At 74.1% G+C, this 17,265-nt stretch carries 16 protein-coding genes; 9 read left to right on the forward strand and 7 right to left on the reverse strand.

Annotated elements, in window-relative coordinates:
* Positions 1-182: 182 nt before the first annotated feature.
* Positions 183-680 carry a DUF1772 domain-containing protein gene (locus AB0J67_RS02275; RefSeq protein ID WP_363475350.1) on the reverse strand — a complete coding sequence of 166 codons (498 nt, stop codon included), beginning with the start codon at positions 678-680 and terminating at the stop codon, positions 183-185.
* 229 nt (positions 681-909) lie between these two features.
* On the opposite strand from AB0J67_RS02275, the gene AB0J67_RS02280 reads away from it, so the two are divergent.
* From AB0J67_RS02280 to AB0J67_RS02300, 5 genes are all read left to right on the forward strand, one after another.
* Positions 910-1,830, forward strand: a complete 921-nt coding sequence (locus tag AB0J67_RS02280) for a carbohydrate kinase family protein (protein ID WP_363475352.1) — start codon at positions 910-912, stop codon at positions 1,828-1,830.
* A gap of 88 nt (positions 1,831-1,918) precedes the next feature.
* A complete protein-coding gene (locus AB0J67_RS02285) occupies positions 1,919-3,598 on the forward strand; it encodes a GDSL-type esterase/lipase family protein (RefSeq protein WP_363475353.1) in 1,680 nt (559 codons plus the stop codon).
* A 123-nt stretch (positions 3,599-3,721) separates the two neighbouring features.
* A complete protein-coding gene (locus AB0J67_RS02290; protein WP_363475355.1) occupies positions 3,722-4,735 on the forward strand; it encodes a cation diffusion facilitator family transporter in 1,014 nt (337 codons plus the stop codon).
* 181 nt (positions 4,736-4,916) lie between these two features.
* Entirely contained in the window at positions 4,917-5,492 is a 576-nt protein-coding gene (locus tag AB0J67_RS02295; RefSeq protein ID WP_363475357.1) for a GNAT family N-acetyltransferase, read from the forward strand.
* A gap of 113 nt (positions 5,493-5,605) precedes the next feature.
* Entirely contained in the window at positions 5,606-6,247 is a 642-nt protein-coding gene (locus tag AB0J67_RS02300) for an FAD-dependent oxidoreductase (protein ID WP_363475358.1), read from the forward strand.
* Here the strand turns inward: AB0J67_RS02300 and AB0J67_RS02305 are convergent.
* Entirely contained in the window at positions 6,244-7,185 is a 942-nt protein-coding gene (locus tag AB0J67_RS02305; protein WP_363475360.1) for a S41 family peptidase, read from the reverse strand. The two genes, AB0J67_RS02300 and AB0J67_RS02305, sit on opposite strands and share 4 nt — an antisense overlap.
* A gap of 32 nt (positions 7,186-7,217) precedes the next feature.
* The gene (locus AB0J67_RS02310; protein WP_363475362.1) at positions 7,218-7,988 is read right to left on the reverse strand and encodes a TioE family transcriptional regulator; all 771 of its coding nucleotides are present in this window, start codon (positions 7,986-7,988) and stop codon (positions 7,218-7,220) included.
* 59 nt (positions 7,989-8,047) lie between these two features.
* Between AB0J67_RS02310 and AB0J67_RS02315 the strand changes: the two genes are divergently transcribed.
* Positions 8,048-9,244, forward strand: a complete 1,197-nt coding sequence (locus AB0J67_RS02315) for an erythromycin esterase family protein (RefSeq protein ID WP_363475364.1) — start codon at positions 8,048-8,050, stop codon at positions 9,242-9,244.
* A 143-nt stretch (positions 9,245-9,387) separates the two neighbouring features.
* On the opposite strand, the gene AB0J67_RS02320 is transcribed toward AB0J67_RS02315, so the two are convergent.
* Positions 9,388-10,782, reverse strand: coding sequence for an MFS transporter (locus AB0J67_RS02320; protein ID WP_363475365.1), 1,395 nt, complete (start codon positions 10,780-10,782; stop codon positions 9,388-9,390).
* Positions 10,783-10,986: 204 nt separating this feature from the next.
* Between AB0J67_RS02320 and AB0J67_RS02325 the strand changes: the two genes are divergently transcribed.
* Complete coding sequence (locus AB0J67_RS02325; protein ID WP_363475367.1) at positions 10,987-11,592, forward strand: TetR/AcrR family transcriptional regulator; 606 nt, start codon at positions 10,987-10,989, stop codon at positions 11,590-11,592.
* A gap of 218 nt (positions 11,593-11,810) precedes the next feature.
* Here the strand turns inward: AB0J67_RS02325 and AB0J67_RS02330 are convergent, their stop codons facing one another.
* The 3 genes from AB0J67_RS02330 to AB0J67_RS02340 form a co-directional block, all read right to left on the reverse strand.
* Positions 11,811-12,245, reverse strand: coding sequence for an SRPBCC domain-containing protein (locus AB0J67_RS02330; RefSeq protein ID WP_363475369.1), 435 nt, complete (start codon positions 12,243-12,245; stop codon positions 11,811-11,813).
* A 120-nt stretch (positions 12,246-12,365) separates the two neighbouring features.
* On the reverse strand, positions 12,366-13,829 hold the full coding sequence (locus AB0J67_RS02335) for a PepSY-associated TM helix domain-containing protein (RefSeq protein WP_363475371.1): 1,464 nt from the start codon (positions 13,827-13,829) through the stop codon (positions 12,366-12,368).
* A 186-nt stretch (positions 13,830-14,015) separates the two neighbouring features.
* Positions 14,016-15,062: a questin oxidase family protein gene (locus tag AB0J67_RS02340; protein WP_363475373.1), complete on the reverse strand. Its 1,047-nt coding sequence runs from the start codon at positions 15,060-15,062 to the stop codon at positions 14,016-14,018.
* A gap of 194 nt (positions 15,063-15,256) precedes the next feature.
* On the opposite strand from AB0J67_RS02340, the gene AB0J67_RS02345 reads away from it, so the two are divergent.
* Both AB0J67_RS02345 and AB0J67_RS02350 read left to right on the forward strand, forming a co-directional pair.
* Positions 15,257-16,207, forward strand: coding sequence for an NADP-dependent oxidoreductase (locus AB0J67_RS02345; protein WP_363475375.1), 951 nt, complete (start codon positions 15,257-15,259; stop codon positions 16,205-16,207).
* Positions 16,194-17,207: a magnesium transporter CorA family protein gene (locus tag AB0J67_RS02350; RefSeq protein ID WP_363475377.1), complete on the forward strand. Its 1,014-nt coding sequence runs from the start codon at positions 16,194-16,196 to the stop codon at positions 17,205-17,207. Before AB0J67_RS02345 ends, AB0J67_RS02350 begins: the two co-directional genes overlap by 14 nt.
* The last annotated feature ends 58 nt before the right edge of the window (positions 17,208-17,265 follow it).

Consider the following 17,265-nt stretch of genomic DNA (forward strand, 5'->3'; position numbering starts at 1 on the left):
TAGCCGTCCTCGTCCCGGTCGACCAGGATGCGGCGCTTCTTCAGCTCCTCGATCGGGGCGCGCACGTTGCCGATGCGGGCCCGCAGCTCCGGGTCACCATGGTGGACCATGGCACGACCGGCCGGGCGCGGCGCCGCCACACGCGAGAGCGCAGCACCGCGGTCGCCGCCGTGCCGTGTCCGTCAGCCGCGCCCGTGCTCCATCAGCGCCATCGCCAGGCAGATCACGGCGAGCGTGGTCAGCACGGTGCGGACCAGGTTCCACCGCGACCATCTCGCCTCGTCGAACCGCGCCCGCACGCCCGCCAGGTCGGCGATCCCGTCCGGCTCCCCCGCCGCCTTGATCGTGTCGTTCATCGGCACGTTCACCGCGACGGTGATGACGAAGACCACGAGGTAGAGCGCGAACGCGGTGAGCGTCCAGGTCAGCGCCGCCCCGCCGGGGCCCAGCAGCAGCCCGGCGGCCGCGCCGGTGAACACCAGCGCGCCGAGGAAGCCGCCGAGCATGAACCACGGGTTGATGATCGCCCGGTCCAGCGCCTGGAACGCGCCCACGAAGGTGCGGTCGTCGGTGCGGCGCAGGCCCGGCATGACCGTGTGGGAGTAGAGCCCGAACACCCCGGCCATGTTCCCCATCGTCACCATCGCCGCGATCAGGGCGAGCAACCGTGCCGTCTCCATGCGGCCACTCTGCCAGACGGTCACGCCGATCACGACGGTCGGCGGCCCGGAACCGCAGACACCCGGCGGCTCACCTGTTCCGGGACGTACCCGCATCCCGGAACAGGTGGGCGCGGACGGCCACCTGTTCCGGCGGACGGGCCGGCACCGGACGGAGATCGCCGGTAGGCTGACGCGGACCCACCGCTCGGGCCGATGTCTCCTGCCGTCTCGCCGAAAGTGGGATTCCGTGGCTGACTTCGACGTGCTGGTGCTCGGCGGTGTCGGCGTCGACACCATCGTGCCGGTGCCCGAGCTGACCGTGCCGCCGGGCGACTTCCTGCCGGTGGGGCCGATCCGCGACTACGTCGCCCACTCCGGCAACGGGGTCGCGCTCGGCTTCCACGCGCTGGGCCTGCGCACCAAGCTGATCGACTTCCTGGGCGCGGACCCGCTGGGCGAGCTGGTGCTGGCCCGCTACGCCGAGGCCGGCCTGGACTTCAGCCACCTGACCGCACCCAACGGCACGCCGCGCGCGGTGAACCTGGTCGACCAGGCGGGCCGCCGGTTCTCCTTCTTCGACGCCCGGCACCCCGCCGACCTGGCCCTGCCGCGCGACTTCTACCTGCCGTACCTGGAACGGGCCCGGCACGCGCACGTGGCGGCGTCCCGCGCCGCCGGGGCGTTCGCCGACGCGCAGCGGCTGGGCGTCACCACCTCCACCGACCTGCACTCCTGGGACGGCGAGCAGGACTGGATCTGGGCCATCGCCCGCGCCGCGGACCTGGTCTTCCTGAGCGCCGAGGGCGCACCGGACCGGATCGACGAGATCATGCGTGGTGTGGTCGACACCGGCCACGCGCGCCTGGTCGTGGCGACCCAGGGCGCGGCGGGCTGCCGCGTCCTCACCCGCGACGACCCGGAGGTGCGCCGGTTCCCCGCGGTGGCGCCGGAGCGGCCGGTGATCGACAGCAACGGGGCGGGCGACGGGTTCAGCACGGCGTTCATGAGTGTGTGGCTGGCCGGCGGGCCGGTCGAGGAGTGCGTGCGCGCGGGCGCGGTGTCGGGCGCGTTCGCCTGCGGCGCGGCGGGCACGCACGAGGAGCTGATCACCGGCGACCAGCTCGCGGCGGCAGTGGCCCGCACCCGGGTGACGACGTCCGGTCGCTGAACCCTCCGGCTTGACTTCCCGCTGGCGGCACCGCAAGGTGGGAGCGCTTCCATTGAAGCAATGACATCCATCCACAGGAGGCACGCCCATGTCTCGATCGCACGCCGGCCCGTTGCGGGCCGTGCTCCACGGACCGCCCACTTCCTTGGCCCGGCTCGGCCGCGCCGTCCTGGCCGGACTCGCCGCGCTCGCGATGGCGCTGCCCGTCACGATCGCCGCGTCACCCGCGCAGGCCGCGACCCCGGTCCGCGTCATGCCGCTCGGCGACTCGATCACCGGCGGACCCGGCTGCTGGCGCGCCGTGCTCTGGAACCGGCTGCAGGCCAACGGCTTCACCGACGTCGACTTCGTCGGCACGCTGCCCGGCGGCGGCTGCGGCGTCTCCGGCTGGGACGGCGACAACGAGGGGCACGGCGGGTTCCGGGCCACCGGGATCGCCGACCAGAACCAGCTGCCGGGCTGGCTGAGCGCCACCCGGCCCGACATCGTCCTGATGCACCTGGGCACCAACGACATCTGGGGCAACCTCCCCACCGCGACGATCCTCGCCGCGTACGGCAAGCTCGTCGACCAGATGCGGGCGAGCAACCCGAACATGCGGATCCTGGTCGCCCAGATCATCCCGATGACGCCGAGCGGCTGCGCGTGGTGCCCCACCGGCGTCGCCGCGCTCAACGCCGCCATCCCGGCCTGGGCCGCCGCGAAGACCACCGCCCAGTCGCCGGTCACGGTGGTGGACCAGTTCACCGGGTTCGACACCGCCGCCGACACCAGCGACGGCGTACACCCGGACGACTCGGGCTTCCAGAAGATGTCGGACCGGTGGTATCCGGCGCTGACCCCGCTGCTCGGCGGCACGGTCCCGGGTGACACCACGCCGCCGAGCGTGCCCGGCGGGCTGACCGCCTCCGTCGACTGCCGCATGACGGTCACCCTGCGCTGGACGGCGTCCACCGACGACGTCGGCGTGACCGGGTACGACGTGTTCCGGGCGACCGACAGCGGCCCGTTCGTCGCCGTCGGCACGACCACCGCGACGACGTTCACCGACACGCTGCGCGGCCTGGCCCGATACCAGGTCCGGGCGCGCGATGGCGCGGGCAACACCTCGGCCCTCACCGCGCCGGTCTCGGCGCTGCCGCCGCCGTGCCCGCAGGACACCCAGCCGCCCACCGTCCCGGGCACGCCCGCCGCGTCGGCGACGACCGCGACGGCGACCACGCTGACCTGGGCCGCCTCGACCGACAACGTCGGCGTGACCGGGTACGAGATCCAGCGGGCGCCCGGCAGCAGTGGCGGGAGCTTCGCGACGGTGGGGGTCTCGACGACCGCCACGTTCACCGACACCGGGCTGAGCCCGGCGAGCACCTACCGCTACCAGGTCCGGGCGCGGGACGCGTCCGGGAACCTGTCGACGTTCTCCGCCGGGGTCACCGTCACCACGGCGGGCGGGGGCGGCTGCTCGGCGACGCTGACACTGCAGACGGGCTGGGGCACCGGGTACGTCATGCAGCCCAACCGGGTGACCAACAGCGGCACCGCCACCCTGAACGGCTGGACGGTCACCTTCACCCTGCCCGCCGGGCACGTCCTCACCGGGTCGTGGAACGCCGCGGTGACGGTCAGCGGGCAGACGGTGACCGCGCGCGGGATCCCGGGCCAGAACGCCACCCTCGGCGCGGGCGCCACCACCACCTGGGGCTTCCAGGCCACCAGGCCGAACGGCGACACGGCGGTGCCGTCCACCGCCACCTGCACCAGCCCGTGACCGGGTGCCCGGGGGCGTGCCACGGCGGCACGTCCCCGGGCCGGTCCGGACGGTCGCGGCAGCCCGTACGCGGCGCCCGTGGGCGATATGGTCGGAGCCGGACCAGTGGCGGGACGGGAGCCCATGGACGGATCAGGCGACGCGGCCGGGTCGGCGCGCGGCGGAGACCCCGCGCCGGGCGGGTTCGCCTGGGACACGGCGGGCGGCCCGCAGGGCTCCGACAGCTTCGTCACCGTAGCCGTGGCACTAGTGGCCAACCTGCTCATCGCGGTGGCCAAGACGGGCGCCGCGGCGCTCACCCGGTCGGCGTCGATGACGGCGGAGGCCGCCCACTCGTGGGCGGACGCGGGCAACGAGGTCTTCCTGATCATCGCCAACCGCCGGGCGGCGCGACCGCCGGACCGGGCGCATCCGCTGGGCCACGGCCGCGAGGCGTACGTGTGGTCGCTGTTCGCGGCGGTCGGGCTGTTCGTGGCCGGTGGCGCCTTCTCCATCACGCACGGCGTCGGCGAGCTGCGCGACCCCACCCCCGCCGAGGACTTCATCATCGGGTACGTCGTGCTGGCGGTCTCCTTCGTGCTGGAGGGGATCTCGTTCCTGCAGTCGGCCCGCCAGGCGCGGGCCGATGCGCGGCTCCTGCAGCGAGATCTCATCGAGCACGTCCTGGCGACCTCGGATCCGACGCTGCGGGCGGTCTTCGCGGAGGACGCCGCGGCGCTGATCGGGCTGGTGCTGGCCGCCGCCGGGCTGGCCGCGCACCAGATCACCGGCTCGCCGGTCCCGGACGCCGTCGGGTCGATCCTGGTCGGGGTGCTGCTCGTGGTGGTGGCGGTGGTGCTCATCAACCGCAACCGCCGCTTCCTCGTCGGGCAGGAGGCCGACGAGCGGGTGCGGGCCGCCGTCCTGCGGTCGCTGCAGGACATGCCCGAGCTGGCGCGGGTCACCTACCTGCGGCTGGAGGTGGTCGGGCCGCGGATGATCTCCGTCGTGGGCCGGGTCGACCTCGCGGGCGACGGCGCGGAGTCGGATGTCGCCGTCCGCCTGCGCCGTCTGGAGGCGAGGATCAGTGAGTCTCCCGCGGTCGTCGGCGCCCTGTTCAGCCTGTCCACCCCCGAGGAGCCGACGCTGGTCGGGTGAGGCACCGACCGGCCTGGTCACGCATCGGCGTGACACGTGTTCGCACCGCATCGGAGCCTCTATATGATCAGTTCTCGTCCGAATCGGAGGGAGCGTCGATGGCGCGGCGAAGTGGTCAATCCGGGTGCGGGTGTCTCGCGCTCTTCCAGCACCGGCACCACGTGCGGTCGCTGGGGGCCGCATGACTTCGCTGCGGGTACGCGTCGGGGACGCGGCCGACGCCGAAGCCGTCGCACGGTTGCACGCCGACAGCTGGCGACGGCACTACCGCGGCGCCTATGCCGACTCGTTCCTGGACGGTGACGTGATCGCCGACCGGCTCGCCGTCTGGACGCAGCGCCTGGCCGCCCCGGTGCCGGGCCGGACCGTCCTGGCCGAGGACGACGCCGGACTTGTCGGCTTCGTGCACATCGTGTTCGATGCCGACGGCCGCTGGGGCAGCCTGGTCGACAACCTCCACGTGGCCCACGACCGCAGGCGCTCGGGCACCGGCTCGGCGCTCATGGCCTGCGCGGCGCGGGCCGTCCTGGAGGGCGCCGCCACGCGCGCGATGTACCTGCGCGTGCTCGCGCAGAACTCCGCCGCACAGCGGTTCTACCAGGCGCTCGGCGGCATCCGGGCCGGGCTGGCACCCGTCGCGCCGCCCGGCGGTGTCCCCGGCCGCCTCGCCGGCGCGCCGCAGGCGTACCGCATCGCCTGGCCGGACGTGTCGGCGCTGGCGGCACGGAGTGGTGACGGCGCTCCCGCCGTGTGCTGACGCGGAGCAGGCCGCGCCCGGTCGGGTGCGGCTGTGGCGGCGGTGTGGAGATGCCGCGCGGATGGTGTGCAGACCGGGGCATGCGCGGGGTGCGATCCCTACCGTCACAGGGCATGCGGACGGTGGATGTACTGGTGGTCGGGGCGGGCCTGGCGGGCCTGCACACAGCGCGGCTGCTCGCCGAGCGCGGGCTCGACGTGATGGTCGTCGACCGGCGCAGGTCGCTGTCGGCGGGCATCCGCACGACCGGGATCTTCGTACGCCGCACCCTGGAGGACTTCGACCTGCCGGAGCACCTGCTCGGGCCCGGCGTGCGCGAGGTGCTGCTGTACCCGCCGTCCCGGCGTGCCCCGATCCGGCTGCGCAGCGACCGGGACGAGTACCGCGTGGCGGACATGGCCGGCGTCTACGAGCACGCGCGCCGCACGGCGCAGGCGGCGGGCGGGCTGGACCCGTGCCTGCGCCTGTCCGAGCTGGCCGCCTCGGTGGCCGCCGGATACCTGCGGACCGGGGACGAGCACCTGCTGCGGCGCTACGACGGCAACGCGCTGCGGGCGCGGTTCCGCGGGCGGCTGCTGCTGCGGCGCCTGTTCGCCGGCATCCGGTCCCCCGCCGCGGCGGAGGCGGCGGTGGCGGCGCTGCGCCACCGAGCGGGTCACGCCCTGGCGGCGCGGATCCTGTTCGGCGACGGCTCCTTTCCCGACGTCGACCCGCGACTCGCGGACCTTGGCCGGTACGCGGCCAGCGCCGGTTAGTCGGTGTGCTCCCGCAGCGCCTCGGTCGCCTCGTCGAGGATCAGCGGAGCGGTGGCCGTGTCGAGCACGTGGCGCAGCGCCGCCCGGTACGCCACGGTGAACGCCTGCTCGGCGGGCACCTCGAGGTCGGGCTTGACCCCCACGCCCTCCCAGTTGGTCCCGGTGACCGGGTTGATCGAGCGGGCGGTCGGGATGGTGATCTCGAGGGTGTCGGTGATCGCGAACGCGTCCGTCGGGTGGGCGCCGCCGCGCGTGGTCTGCCCGATGAGCGTGGCCCGGCCCAGCGCCTGCAGGTTGTACGCCAGCTCCTCGCCCGCGGAGAAGGTGAAGTCGCTGGTGAGCACGTACACCGGCCGGTCGAGGTAGCGGGCGCCGGGCAGGTGCCCCAGCGTCCAGTACTGCCGGGTGCGGCCGGTGCCGCGGTCGTACACGTCGTTGAGGTGGGTGTCGGCGTCGGGGAAGAAGTAGCTGCACCAGAACGCGACGCCGTCGGGCGCGCCGCCCCGGTTGCGGCGCAAATCGATGATCAGCGCGTCGGTGTGCGCGACCAGCTCCATCGCCGCGGCGATGGCCCGGCCGCCCAGCGCCGGATCCGACACGCCGCGCAGGTCGAGGAAGCCGACGTTGCCGTCCAGCCGCTCGGCGCGGGCGATGCGGTATCCCGTCAGCCGCAGGTACTCGGCCCACGCGGCGGCCGCGTCGGCCTGGCCGGTCCGCCCGGCGGCGCCCGCCTCGCGCAGGCGCACCCGCAGGTGCCGGTCGGCGCAGACGTCGAACAGGTGACCGGTCAGGCGCTCGCCGAGCGCGGCCTCGTCGAGACCCTCGTAGTCGCCCGCGGCCAGGCGCTCGCGCACGGCGTCGGCAGCGGCGGCGGCCCGGTCGGGGAAGACGTACTTGCCGGTGAGCAGGTCCAGCGCGGTGGTCACGGTCTGATGCACCGGCGCACCGTACAGCACCCCCGCCGGTGGCCTCAAGCCGTTGCCACCGCTGCCCTCGGGCGCTCGCCGGCCGCCCGATGCGGCTCGGGCGCAGCCGCCCGGCAGCCGAGATAGGCGTCCAGCGCGGCGGCGCCGGCGAGCATGGCCCGGCTCCTGGCCGAGAGCCGGGCGTGCCAGTCGCCCAGCATCGACTCCAGCGGCGCGACGCCCCCGGCGGAGCGGACCTGGGCCATCAGCGGGGCGATCTGCTCCAGCAGGTAGCCACCCCGCCTGAGCTGGTGGACCAGCAGCGCGTCGCGCACGTCGGCGGCGCTGAAGACCCGGTAGCCCGTCTGCCGGTCGCGGCGCGGCTGGACCAGCCCCGCGCGTTCCCATTTGCGCAGGGTGGCGGGGCGGATGCCGAGCCTTCTGGACAGCGGCCCGACGAACGTGTCGCCGCGTCCGGCCGGCACGGGTGCGAGGTCGCGCAGCGCGGCCTCGACCGCCTGGAGGGTGCGGCGGTCGTCGAGCAGCTGGGCGTGGCTCTCGTCGATGAGCCGGAGTGCGTCCTCGGGGGCGTCCCGGTTGACCGCCTGCATGATCGCGGTGGCCGTCGCGTGGCCGTGTCCGGGCAGCAGCGCGAGGAACGCGCTGAGGGCCTGCGCGTGCCGCGGCGTGTAGGTGCGGTAGCCGTGCACGGTGCGCGCGGCCTCCGGCAGGATGCCGGCCTCCTCGTAGTTGCGGACCGCCTGCGTGGACAGGCCGTGCCCGCGGGCCAGGTCGATCGGCCTGAGCCGAACATCGTCTTGAAGGTTTCTCCGCACCTGACCGCTCCCGATCGCGCCGAAGTCTCCACCGCTGGTTCAACGATACCGTTGAGGGAATGACTGCCGGTATCAAGCAAGCCGCCCGCCCTGTCACCGCCGCCGCCGTCCTGGAACTGCTCCCGGCCAGGCCGCGGCTGCTCGCCCTCGGCGAGCCCACGCACGGCGAGGACGTGCTGCTCGACGTACGCAACGACCTCTTCCGGCAGCTCGCCGAGCAGGAGGGCTACCGGACGATCGCGATCGAGAGCGACTGCGTGCTGGGCCTGCTCGTCGACGACTACGTCACCTCGGGCACGGGCACCCTCGACGAGGTCATGGAGCGCGGCTTCAGCCACGGGTTCGGCGCGTCCGCGGCCAACCGCGAGCTGGTGCGCTGGATGCGGGCGTACAACGAGGGTCGGCCCGCGTCCGGGCAGGTGCGCTTCGCCGGGGTCGACGGGCAGCTGGAGACCGCCGGCGCCGCGAGCCCCCGGCAGGCGCTCACCGCGCTGCACGGCTACCTCGCGTCCTGGGTGGACGCCGACCTACTTCCTTGCTCCGCGGAGACGCTCGACCGCCTGCTCGGCGCCGACGACCGGTGGACCGAGCCCGCCGCGATGCGCGACCCGGCCGCCTCCGTGGGTCGCACGCCCGAGGCCCGGGAGCTGCGACTGCTCGCCGACGATCTGGTGGCGCTGCTCGACACGCAGCTGCCACACCTGGCCGCGGCGTCCACCCGCGACAGCCTGGATCGGACGCGCCTGCACGGCCGCTCCGCCGTCGGGCTGCTGCGCTACCACTCCGCGATGGCCGACCCGTCGCCCGACCGCTTCGCGCGGCTGGCGGGGCTGCGGGATGCACTGATGGCCGCCAACCTGCTCGCCGTGCTGGAACGGGGCCCGGCGTTCGCGCACGCCCACAACGCCCATCTGCAGCGGCCCCGCAGCTCGATGCGGATGGGCGGCCGCCTGCTGGAGTGGTGGAGCGCCGGCGCGATCGTGCACGCCCACCTGGGCGAGCAGTACGCCTTCCTGGCCACGGCGCTGGGCACCCTGCGCCACCACGGCGTGGACGCCCCACCCCCGGACACCGTCGAGGGGCTGCTGTACGCGCTCCCGGAGGACCGCACTCTGATCGGCTCCCGCCGGCTGGCCGCAGCCCTGGACGAGCCCGCGCCGCGCGTGTCTCCCTACTACGGCTACGCCCCGCTGGACCCGGCCCACCTGACCGCCATCGACGGGGTCGTGTTCGTCAAGGACTCCCCGCGCCGCTAGCCCTACCAACGGTTCGGCGGGCTCGGGTGCGGCGCCTGCCGTAACAATGATCACGGCAGGCGCCGGAGCGGCCCGCTCACCGCGGGTGCCGACCGACGGCAGCGACGGCGGTCGGCACCCGCGGCCCTGCCCCGGCCGCCGCGTCAGTGCACCGCGAGGACCGGCTCGGCCGCCTGCTCCGCCGCCGGCGACGGCTGCTGCGGGCGGATGAGCAGCGCGACGGCGAGCCCGGCGAGCACAAACCCCGCGGAGACGACGAACGCCAGGCTGTATCCGTCGCGCAGGGCCCGCACCGGATCGGCCCCGCCGTCGAGCAGGGTGGCGGTGTGCGACGCCGCCACGGTGGCCAGCACGGCGAGACCGACCGCGGCACCGGCCTGCTGCGCGGTGTTGTTGAGGCCGGAGGCCAGCCCCGCGTCGGCCGGCCGCGCGCCGGACATCGCCAGCATGATCACCGCCGGGATCGCCAGCCCCATGCCGAGTCCCATCAGGACCAGCACCGGCAGGACGTCGACGGGGTAGCTCCCGCCGACCGGCGCCCGGCCGAGCAGCAGCAGACCGACGGCGAGCACGGCCAGCCCGGCGAGCAGCACCGTGCGGGTGCCGAGCCGGGCGACCAGCCGCGCGGCGAGGAAGAGTGAGACCACCCCGATCGTCACCGGACCCGGCAGGAACGCCAGGCCGGTCTGCATGGCGCTGAATTCGAGCACCCGCTGCAGGTAGAGAGCGTTGAGGAACTGGAAGCCGAAGCCCGCGGCGAACACCAGCACCACCACCACGTTGGCGCCGGACAGCTGCGCGCTGCGGAAGATCCGCAGTGGCAGCATCGGCCGGGCCGCCGTCGCCTGGCGGGCGACGAACCCGCCGAGCAGCACCAGGGCCACGACGCCGAGCACGAGCGTCTGCCGTGGCGTGGTGGCGGGCTCGGCGGAGGCGACGATCGCGTACACCGCCGTGGACAGTCCCAGGGTGACGAGCACGGCGCCGAGCACGTCGGCGCCCTGGCCGAGTCCGATGCCGCGCTGCGCGGGCAGCAGGCGTACGGCGAGCAGCAGCGCCGCCGCGCCGATCGGCACGTTGATCAGGAACGCCCAGGCCCACCCGAGGTTCTCGGTGAGGACGCCGCCCGCCACCAGGCCGATCGACGCGCCGCCGGCGGAGACGAAGCTGTACACGCCCATCGCCCGCGCCTGCGCCCCGGGCTCGGGGTACAGGCTCACGATCATGCCGAGGACGACCGCGGACGCCAGCGCCGCGCCGACGCCCTGCGCGAACCGCCCGGCGATCAGCAGCTCCGGGCCGGCGGCCAGGCCGCAGACGAGCGAGGCGAGCGTGAACACCGCCAGGCCGGCCAGGAAGACCCGCCTGGCGCCGACCAGGTCGCCGAGCCGGCCGGCCAGCAGCAGCAGTCCCGCGAAGGCGATCAGGTAGGCGTTCACCACCCAGGCCAGCGAGGCCGGGGAGAAGCCGAGCTCCTGCTGGATCGCCGGGAGCGCCACGGTGACGATGGTGCCGTCCAGGATGATCATCAGCTGCATGGTGCACAGCACGGCGAGCGCCAGCGCTCGGCTGCGGGGTCGTCGGACGGTCGTGGTCGGACTGACGGGTGGGGTTGGTGTCACGGCGTTCCCTCGCTCACGATACGGATGCGACCCGCCCCCTAAATGGGACGGCAGTTGCATTAGAGTGGAGCATGGAACGCCCAACAAACGCAACTGGAGTTTCATTTGAGCGCCGAAGGCATGGCGGGAACCGCGCGACCGGGTGGCCGGACCGCCCGCAACCGCGCGGCGGTACTGGACGCGGTGCGGGCCGAACTGGCCGAGGCCGGGTACGCCGGGACGACCGTGGACAGGATCGCGCAGCGCGCCGGGGTGGCCAAGACGACCGTGTACCGGCGCTGGGGCAGCATCGAGGGACTCGTCGTCGACCTGCTCGGAGAGCTCAGCGCCGCCGCGATCCCGCTGCCGGACACCGGTGACGTCGAGTCGGACCTGCGCGATCTCGCCCGCGGCATCGTCGCGCTGCTGCAGGACCCGGTGGACAGCGCGCCCGTCACCGCCGTCATCGCCGCCGCGATCCACACCCCGGCGGCCAGGCAGGCGCTGACCGACTTCTACGCCGCCCGCATCCGGCATGCCGCCCATCTCGTCGACCGTGCCGTCGAGCGGGGGCAGCTGCCCGCGGGCACCGATGCCGTCGAGGTGATCCGCCTGGTCGGCGCGCCGATCTACTACCGGGCCCTGGTCACGGGCGAGCCGATCGACGACGCCGTCGCCCACCGGGCCGCGGCCGCCGCCGTCGCCGCCGCCCGCGCGGGCGCCGCGACCACCACCCCGGATCACTGAGCCACGACGGAAGGCCGGCCGCCAAGACCCCGTACCGCCCCACGGACACTCCCGGCGTACCGTCCGCAGCGGACGCTCGCCGCAGGCGCGGTGGCGATTGCTGATTCCGGGCAGGATCTGGGCGGTGACCGCAGTCTCCGCCCGGAATCAGCGATCACCCGGCACACCCGGCCGCGTCCCCGACGAAGGGCGTGGGACGCGGCCGGAGACAGCCCCGGTCAGGCGTGGGACTCGGCGCGGGCCTTCAGCGCGGCGTTGAGGCGTGCGAAGTCGCTCTCGGTGTCGGCGATCATCCCGCCCAGCACCGGGACGAGGACACCGGAGAAGTTCTCGCTCTGCACCAGGTGCGTGACACCGGGCTCAGGCGACGTCAGCGTGAACACGTGCTCGCCGTCGAAGACGCCGGGCAGCAGCAGCCGGCCCAGCCAGCGCAGCTCGGCGGCGGGCTCGGCGACCAGGACCTTCGGGGTGAAGGTCATGGCCCTGCCCTTGGCCGGCGCCATGCGCAGCGTCAGCTTCTCGCCCACGGCCGCGGTGCCGGATGCGTTGACGATGAACGGGTTCCACGCCGCCCACCGGGGCAGGTCCGACAGCACCTGCCAGACCACCTCCGGAGTGGCGTTGATGCTGATACTGGTGGAGATGGTGCGCATGCGTCTCCCCCGAGACCTAAGCCGACCGATGCGCAAACATGATCGCATTTCGTGCTCGACGGCATCTGCCGGCTTCACGCCGTCCCACACAGCGGCGGCGCGGGCCGCTTCCGGCGCCGCTCAAGCCGAGCGTGCGGCCTGCTCTGGCACAGCCGCGGCCCGACGCCTGCGCCGCCCCGCGACGAGGCCGGCGAGCGCGTCCAGCGTGAGGAAGCCGAGCAGCGGCCAGCCCAGCAGCGGGATGGCCCAGCCGACGGCCGCGGCGGCGAGCACGGCGACGGCCAGTGCGGGCAGGGACAGCTGCCGCCACGTGCCGCGCGCCGGCGGGGTGCCGAGCCTCCAGGGGGCGGCGGTGCGGACGGGACGGCGGCGCCACCACGTGCGGTACCCCCAGACGATGACGGCGATGAGCCCGGCGGCGATGAGGGCCAGGGCGATCTGGTTGGGCAGGCCGAACAGCACGCCCATGTGGAGCTGGATGCCGACGGTGGTGAGTTTGGACAGCAGCGGCTGGTCGGCCCAGGTGACGGTGTCGACGACCTGGCCGGTGGCCGGGTCCACGGCGATCTTGTCCTTGCGCAGGGGCCAGGTGTTGTCGACCTGTTCGACGGTCCAGGCCTGCCCGGCCGCGCCAGGGGTGATCTTGGTCGGCCCGGAGAGTCCGGCGGTCGCGGTCGCCGCGGCGATGGCGTCCAGGTCGGCGTGCGCGGGGGCGCCCGTGCCGCCGCCGTGATGTCCGCCGGTGCCGGACGGCGCGGTGCCGTCGAGGCTGGTGTCCAGCGGGATGGAGTCCGAGTCGAGCGCCGAGCGCAGCGCACCGAAGTTCGCCCCGGCGTGCTCGGACCAGGTGAGGCCGGTGGCGGACAGGATCAGCAGGAACGCGGCCAGCCAGACACCGGTGGCGGCGTGCAGGGAACGCGTGCGGCGGACGCCCCTGGCGGCGCGCTCTGCCAGCAGGAGGCGGCGTGCGGTGCGGCGGCCCTGCTGGCGGCGCCACCACAGCACGACGCCGCCGAGCACCAGGACCCACAGCCAGGACGCGGCGAGTTCGGAGTAGAGGCGTCCGGGCTCGCCGAGGTTCAGGTTGGCGTGCATCCGGTCGAGCCAGGTGGTGGCGGGGGTGGCGCCGAACCAGGTGGTCAGCACGCCACGGACCTGCCCGGAGTAGGGGTCGAGGTAGACGGTGCGCTGGTTGTCGCCGAGCTCCGGCAGCGCGAACTCGACCTTAGTGGTGGCATCGGGTGCCGCGGCCGGGTGCACGGCGACGAGCTCGCCCCCGGGAACCAGCGCCCGCGCGGCGGCGACCTGTTGGGACAGCGGCACCCGGCTGCCGGCGACGGTGTCGACGTGCAGCAGGTCGTGGTAGGCGATCTGGTCGAACTGCGGCGTGAACGCGTACGCCAGGCCGGTCGCCGCGACCAGGAGCAGGAAGGGTGCGACGAGGATGCCGGCATAGAAATGCAGGCGGCGCAGCAGCGGCCCGAGGCCGGTGTGGAGCGCCGAGCGGGCGGCCGGTTCGCCTGCGGCGTCTGCGGCGGGCTCCTCCTGCGGTGGCGCCGTGGTGGGGCGGGTCGTGGTGGTCATGGCGGGCTCCATCAGGCGGGCGGGCCCTGGACGGCGCCGGCCAGGGGTGTAGCCCACTGGTCGCGTGGTTTGCGGTGAAAGTTCCCTTAAGTTGAGATTTAAGGAAGTTCGGGTGCCGGTGTCACCGGCGCCCGGACGCAGCCACGGGAAGTCCTGGGCGGCAGCCCGGTGACCACGCCGACCGGGTCAGCCGCGGACGATCAGGTCGTTGGCGTAGGCGGCCACGTCGAGCACCGCCCGCTCGCCGGTGCGCAGGTGGACGTCGAGGGCCGCGTCGATGAACTTGATGCCGTGGGAGTCCCGGTCGTGCAGGCCGCGCGCCATCAGGTCGGCCGGGTCCGTGGCGCCCGGCACCGGCATCGGGCGGGCCGTCGGAGGCGAGTACGCGCTGGTCACCGCAGCGGTGGCCGCCCACGCGGCCGCCACGCTCGGTCCGTGGAGCGCGGCGGGCAGCACCGGCAGCACCCGTGCGATGGCGTTCGGCGCGGTGGCCGCGTGCACCAGCATCACAGGGTTGCCGTGGCCGTGCGTGCCGAACCGCAGCACCGCCGCCTCGACGATGGCGGCGAGGCGGTCCGGCTCGCCGGTCGCGGCGTCACCGGGCACGGCGCCGGCCGACTCCGGCCAGCCGGGCAGGTCGGCGAGCTGCGCCAGCCGGGTGCGGATGCCCGATCGCTGGTGCGGCACCCGGGGCACCGCGTCCAGCGCCGAGCGCGGGTCGGTCGACCGGTAGGGCCCCTTGCCCGCCGGGGCCAGCGGCTGCCAGCGGGCGGCCCAGTAGGCGAGCCCCGCGCCAAGCTCGCCCACCCGGGCCGGTGCCGCCCCGCCGTCGTGCTCGCCGTTCAGCAGGGCGCGGACGGCGTGGCCGACCCGGATGACGCCGTGCGTGGCGCCCGCGGCCACCCCCGGCAGCAGCCGGGGCCACCACTCGACCAGCACCTCGCGCCAGGGCCGCTCGGTGAGCCGCCGCTCGAAGAAGGTGAGCCAGTCACCGGTGCGGACCGGGTCACCCAGCGGCTCGCGCCACTCCCCCGCCGAGATGCGCTGGATGCCCCGCGGCCGTTCGGACAGCCGGTCGGCGTAGTCGTCGAGCCAGGCGTGCACCCGGGCGCCGTGCCCGTGCCGGACCAGCGCCTCCGCCGCCATCGGCGCGTGGTTGGACAGCCAGCCGTCGCGCTCCGGACCGGTCTGCCGCAGCCGCTCGTACACCTCGTCAAGAACCCCGTCAGTCATGGTCAGCAGCTTGCGACTTAAAGTCGGCTTGATGTCAAGGGCCGCTGATCTGCGCGGACCCATGCCCCGGCCCACACCGGCTGAACTCCGGCCGGGACCGCCGATCTACCGGACAATGAAGGCGTCAGGCCCCCGGCCGCCCCACGCGCGGCCAGAGGCCCTACCGAAGGCGGTCCGAGAGGAGCGGCGGTCGGATGAGCACCATGCACGCCGTACGAGCCCACGCGCGGGGCGGCCCGGAACAGCTGGTGTACGAGCAGGCGCCGCGGCCGGAGCCGGGGCCCGGCGAGGTGCTGGTGGCGGTGAAGGCCGCCTCGATGACACCCGACGAGCTCACCTGGCCGGAGACCTGGACGTACACCGCGGACGGCACCGGACCCGAGCGCACCCCGGTCATCCCGTCGCACGAGTTCTCCGGGGTCGTCGCGGCGACCGGGGAGGGGGTCCGCAGCCCTGCCGAGGGAGAGGCCGTCTACGGGCTCATCCCGTTCGTCCACGACGGCGCGGCCGCCGAGTACGTGGCGCTGCCCGCCGCCCTGGTGGCCGCCAAACCGTCCACCGTCGACCACGAGCACGCCGCGGCGATCCCGCTCGCCGCGCTGAGTGCCTGGCAGGCGCTGGTGGTCCACGCCGGTCTCCAGCCCGGCCAGCACGTGCTGGTGCAGGGCGGCGCGGGCGGGGTGGGCAGCTACGTGGTGCAGCTCGCGGCCGGGCTCGGCGCCCGGGTGAGCGCCACCGCCTCGGCGGCCGACCTGGACTTCGTTCGAGGGCTCGGTGCCGAGCAGGTGATCGACTACGCGAACCAGCGGTTCGAGGACCACGTCCGCGACGTGGACGTGGTGGTCGACCTGGTCGGCGGGGCCACGCAGACGCGATCCTTCGCCGTGCTGAAACCGGGCGGCGTGCTGGTGGCCATCGCCGCGCCGCCCGACCAGCAGGAGGCCGCCCGGCACGGCGTGCGGGCGGTGTTCTTCATCGTCGAGCCCGATCCGCAGGCGTTGCGCGCCATCGCCGGGCTCGTCGACGACGGCCGGGTGCGGCCGGTGGTGGACCGCGTCCTGCCCCTGGCCGAGACGCGCGCGGGCTATGAGGCGCTCGAGAAGGGAAAACGGCGCGGCAAGATCGTCATCCATGTCGCCGACTAGGGACACCGAGGCGACGTCGGACCGTCGGTTCCGGACGCGGCTGTACCGCGGCGGGGTGTGCGTGCTGGAGGACTTCGCGCCGGACGAGATCCCCGGGCACCTGGCCGACCCGGCCGCGGTGGTGTGGCTGGACCTGTGCCGGCCGACCTTCGCGGACTTCGCCATGCTGGAGCCGGAGTTCGGGCTGCACGAGCTGGCCATCGCGGACTGCCTGCAGGGGCCGCAGCGCGCGAAACTCGACCGCTACGCCACGCACCTGTTCCTCAACGCGTACGCGGCGGCGCTGGACGGCGAAGGCACCTCGCTGCTCCTCAGCGAGATCACGGTCCTCATCACCGAACGGGCCATGATCACGGTGCGCCGCGACCATGGCTTCGACATGGACCCGGTCGTGGCCGGCTGGGACGCCGCGCCCGAGCTCGCCGCGCAGGGCGTCGCCTTTCTGCTGTACGTGCTGCTCGACCACCTGGTCGACGGCCACCTGGCGGTCATACACCAGCTCGACGACGGCATCGGGGACCTCGAGAAGCTGCTGTTCGACGAGCACATGTCCCAGGACCGGACCGTGCAGCGCCGGTTGTTCCAGCTGCGCCGCAACCTGGTCGAGCTGCGCCGGATGGTGCTGCCGATGGACGACGTCGTCAGCACGCTGCTGCACCGGGACCTGCGCGTCGTCGACGAGACGATGCGGCCGTACTACCAGAACGTCTATGACCACGTCATGCGCGCCACGGAATGGACCGAGTCCCTGCGGGACCTCGCGTCGACGACCGTCGAGAGCAACCTCATCATGCAGGCCAACCGCATCAACCTCGTCATGAAGAGGGTCACCAGCTGGGCCGCGATCATCGCCGTGCCGACCGCGATCACCGGCTTCTACGGCCAGAACGTGCCGTATCCGGGCTTCGGCACCCGGCTCGGCGTGGTCGTGTCCACCGCGCTCATCGCGGGCCTGTCGATCGCGCTCTACGCCCTGTTCAAGCGCAAGGACTGGCTGTGAACCCGCCGCCGGCGCGGCCACGCGCGGAGACGATCACCGATCCGGGCGGTGCCCGCCG

It is taken from the genome of Catellatospora sp. NPDC049609 (assembly GCF_040675365.1).
GTDB lineage: Bacteria > Actinomycetota > Actinomycetes > Mycobacteriales > Micromonosporaceae > Catellatospora.

Excerpts from the sequence above, each read along its gene's own strand:
- AB0J67_RS02275 (WP_363475350.1), bottom strand. The coding sequence starts at position 680 with ATGGAGACGGCACGGTTGCTCGCCCTGATCGCGGCGATGGTGACGATG.
- AB0J67_RS02285 (WP_363475353.1), top strand. The coding sequence starts at position 1,919 with ATGTCTCGATCGCACGCCGGCCCGTTGCGGGCCGTGCTCCACGGACCG.
- AB0J67_RS02290 (WP_363475355.1), top strand. The coding sequence starts at position 3,722 with ATGGACGGATCAGGCGACGCGGCCGGGTCGGCGCGCGGCGGAGACCCC.
- AB0J67_RS02295 (WP_363475357.1), top strand. The coding sequence starts at position 4,917 with ATGACTTCGCTGCGGGTACGCGTCGGGGACGCGGCCGACGCCGAAGCC.
- AB0J67_RS02300 (WP_363475358.1), top strand. The coding sequence starts at position 5,606 with ATGCGGACGGTGGATGTACTGGTGGTCGGGGCGGGCCTGGCGGGCCTG.
- AB0J67_RS02315 (WP_363475364.1), top strand. The coding sequence starts at position 8,048 with ATGACTGCCGGTATCAAGCAAGCCGCCCGCCCTGTCACCGCCGCCGCC.
- AB0J67_RS02320 (WP_363475365.1), bottom strand. The coding sequence starts at position 10,782 with ATGCAGCTGATGATCATCCTGGACGGCACCATCGTCACCGTGGCGCTC.
- AB0J67_RS02325 (WP_363475367.1), top strand. The coding sequence starts at position 10,987 with ATGGCGGGAACCGCGCGACCGGGTGGCCGGACCGCCCGCAACCGCGCG.
- AB0J67_RS02330 (WP_363475369.1), bottom strand. The coding sequence starts at position 12,245 with ATGCGCACCATCTCCACCAGTATCAGCATCAACGCCACTCCGGAGGTG.
- AB0J67_RS02335 (WP_363475371.1), bottom strand. The coding sequence starts at position 13,829 with ATGACCACCACGACCCGCCCCACCACGGCGCCACCGCAGGAGGAGCCC.
- AB0J67_RS02340 (WP_363475373.1), bottom strand. The coding sequence starts at position 15,062 with ATGACTGACGGGGTTCTTGACGAGGTGTACGAGCGGCTGCGGCAGACC.
- AB0J67_RS02345 (WP_363475375.1), top strand. The coding sequence starts at position 15,257 with ATGAGCACCATGCACGCCGTACGAGCCCACGCGCGGGGCGGCCCGGAA.
- AB0J67_RS02350 (WP_363475377.1), top strand. The coding sequence starts at position 16,194 with ATGTCGCCGACTAGGGACACCGAGGCGACGTCGGACCGTCGGTTCCGG.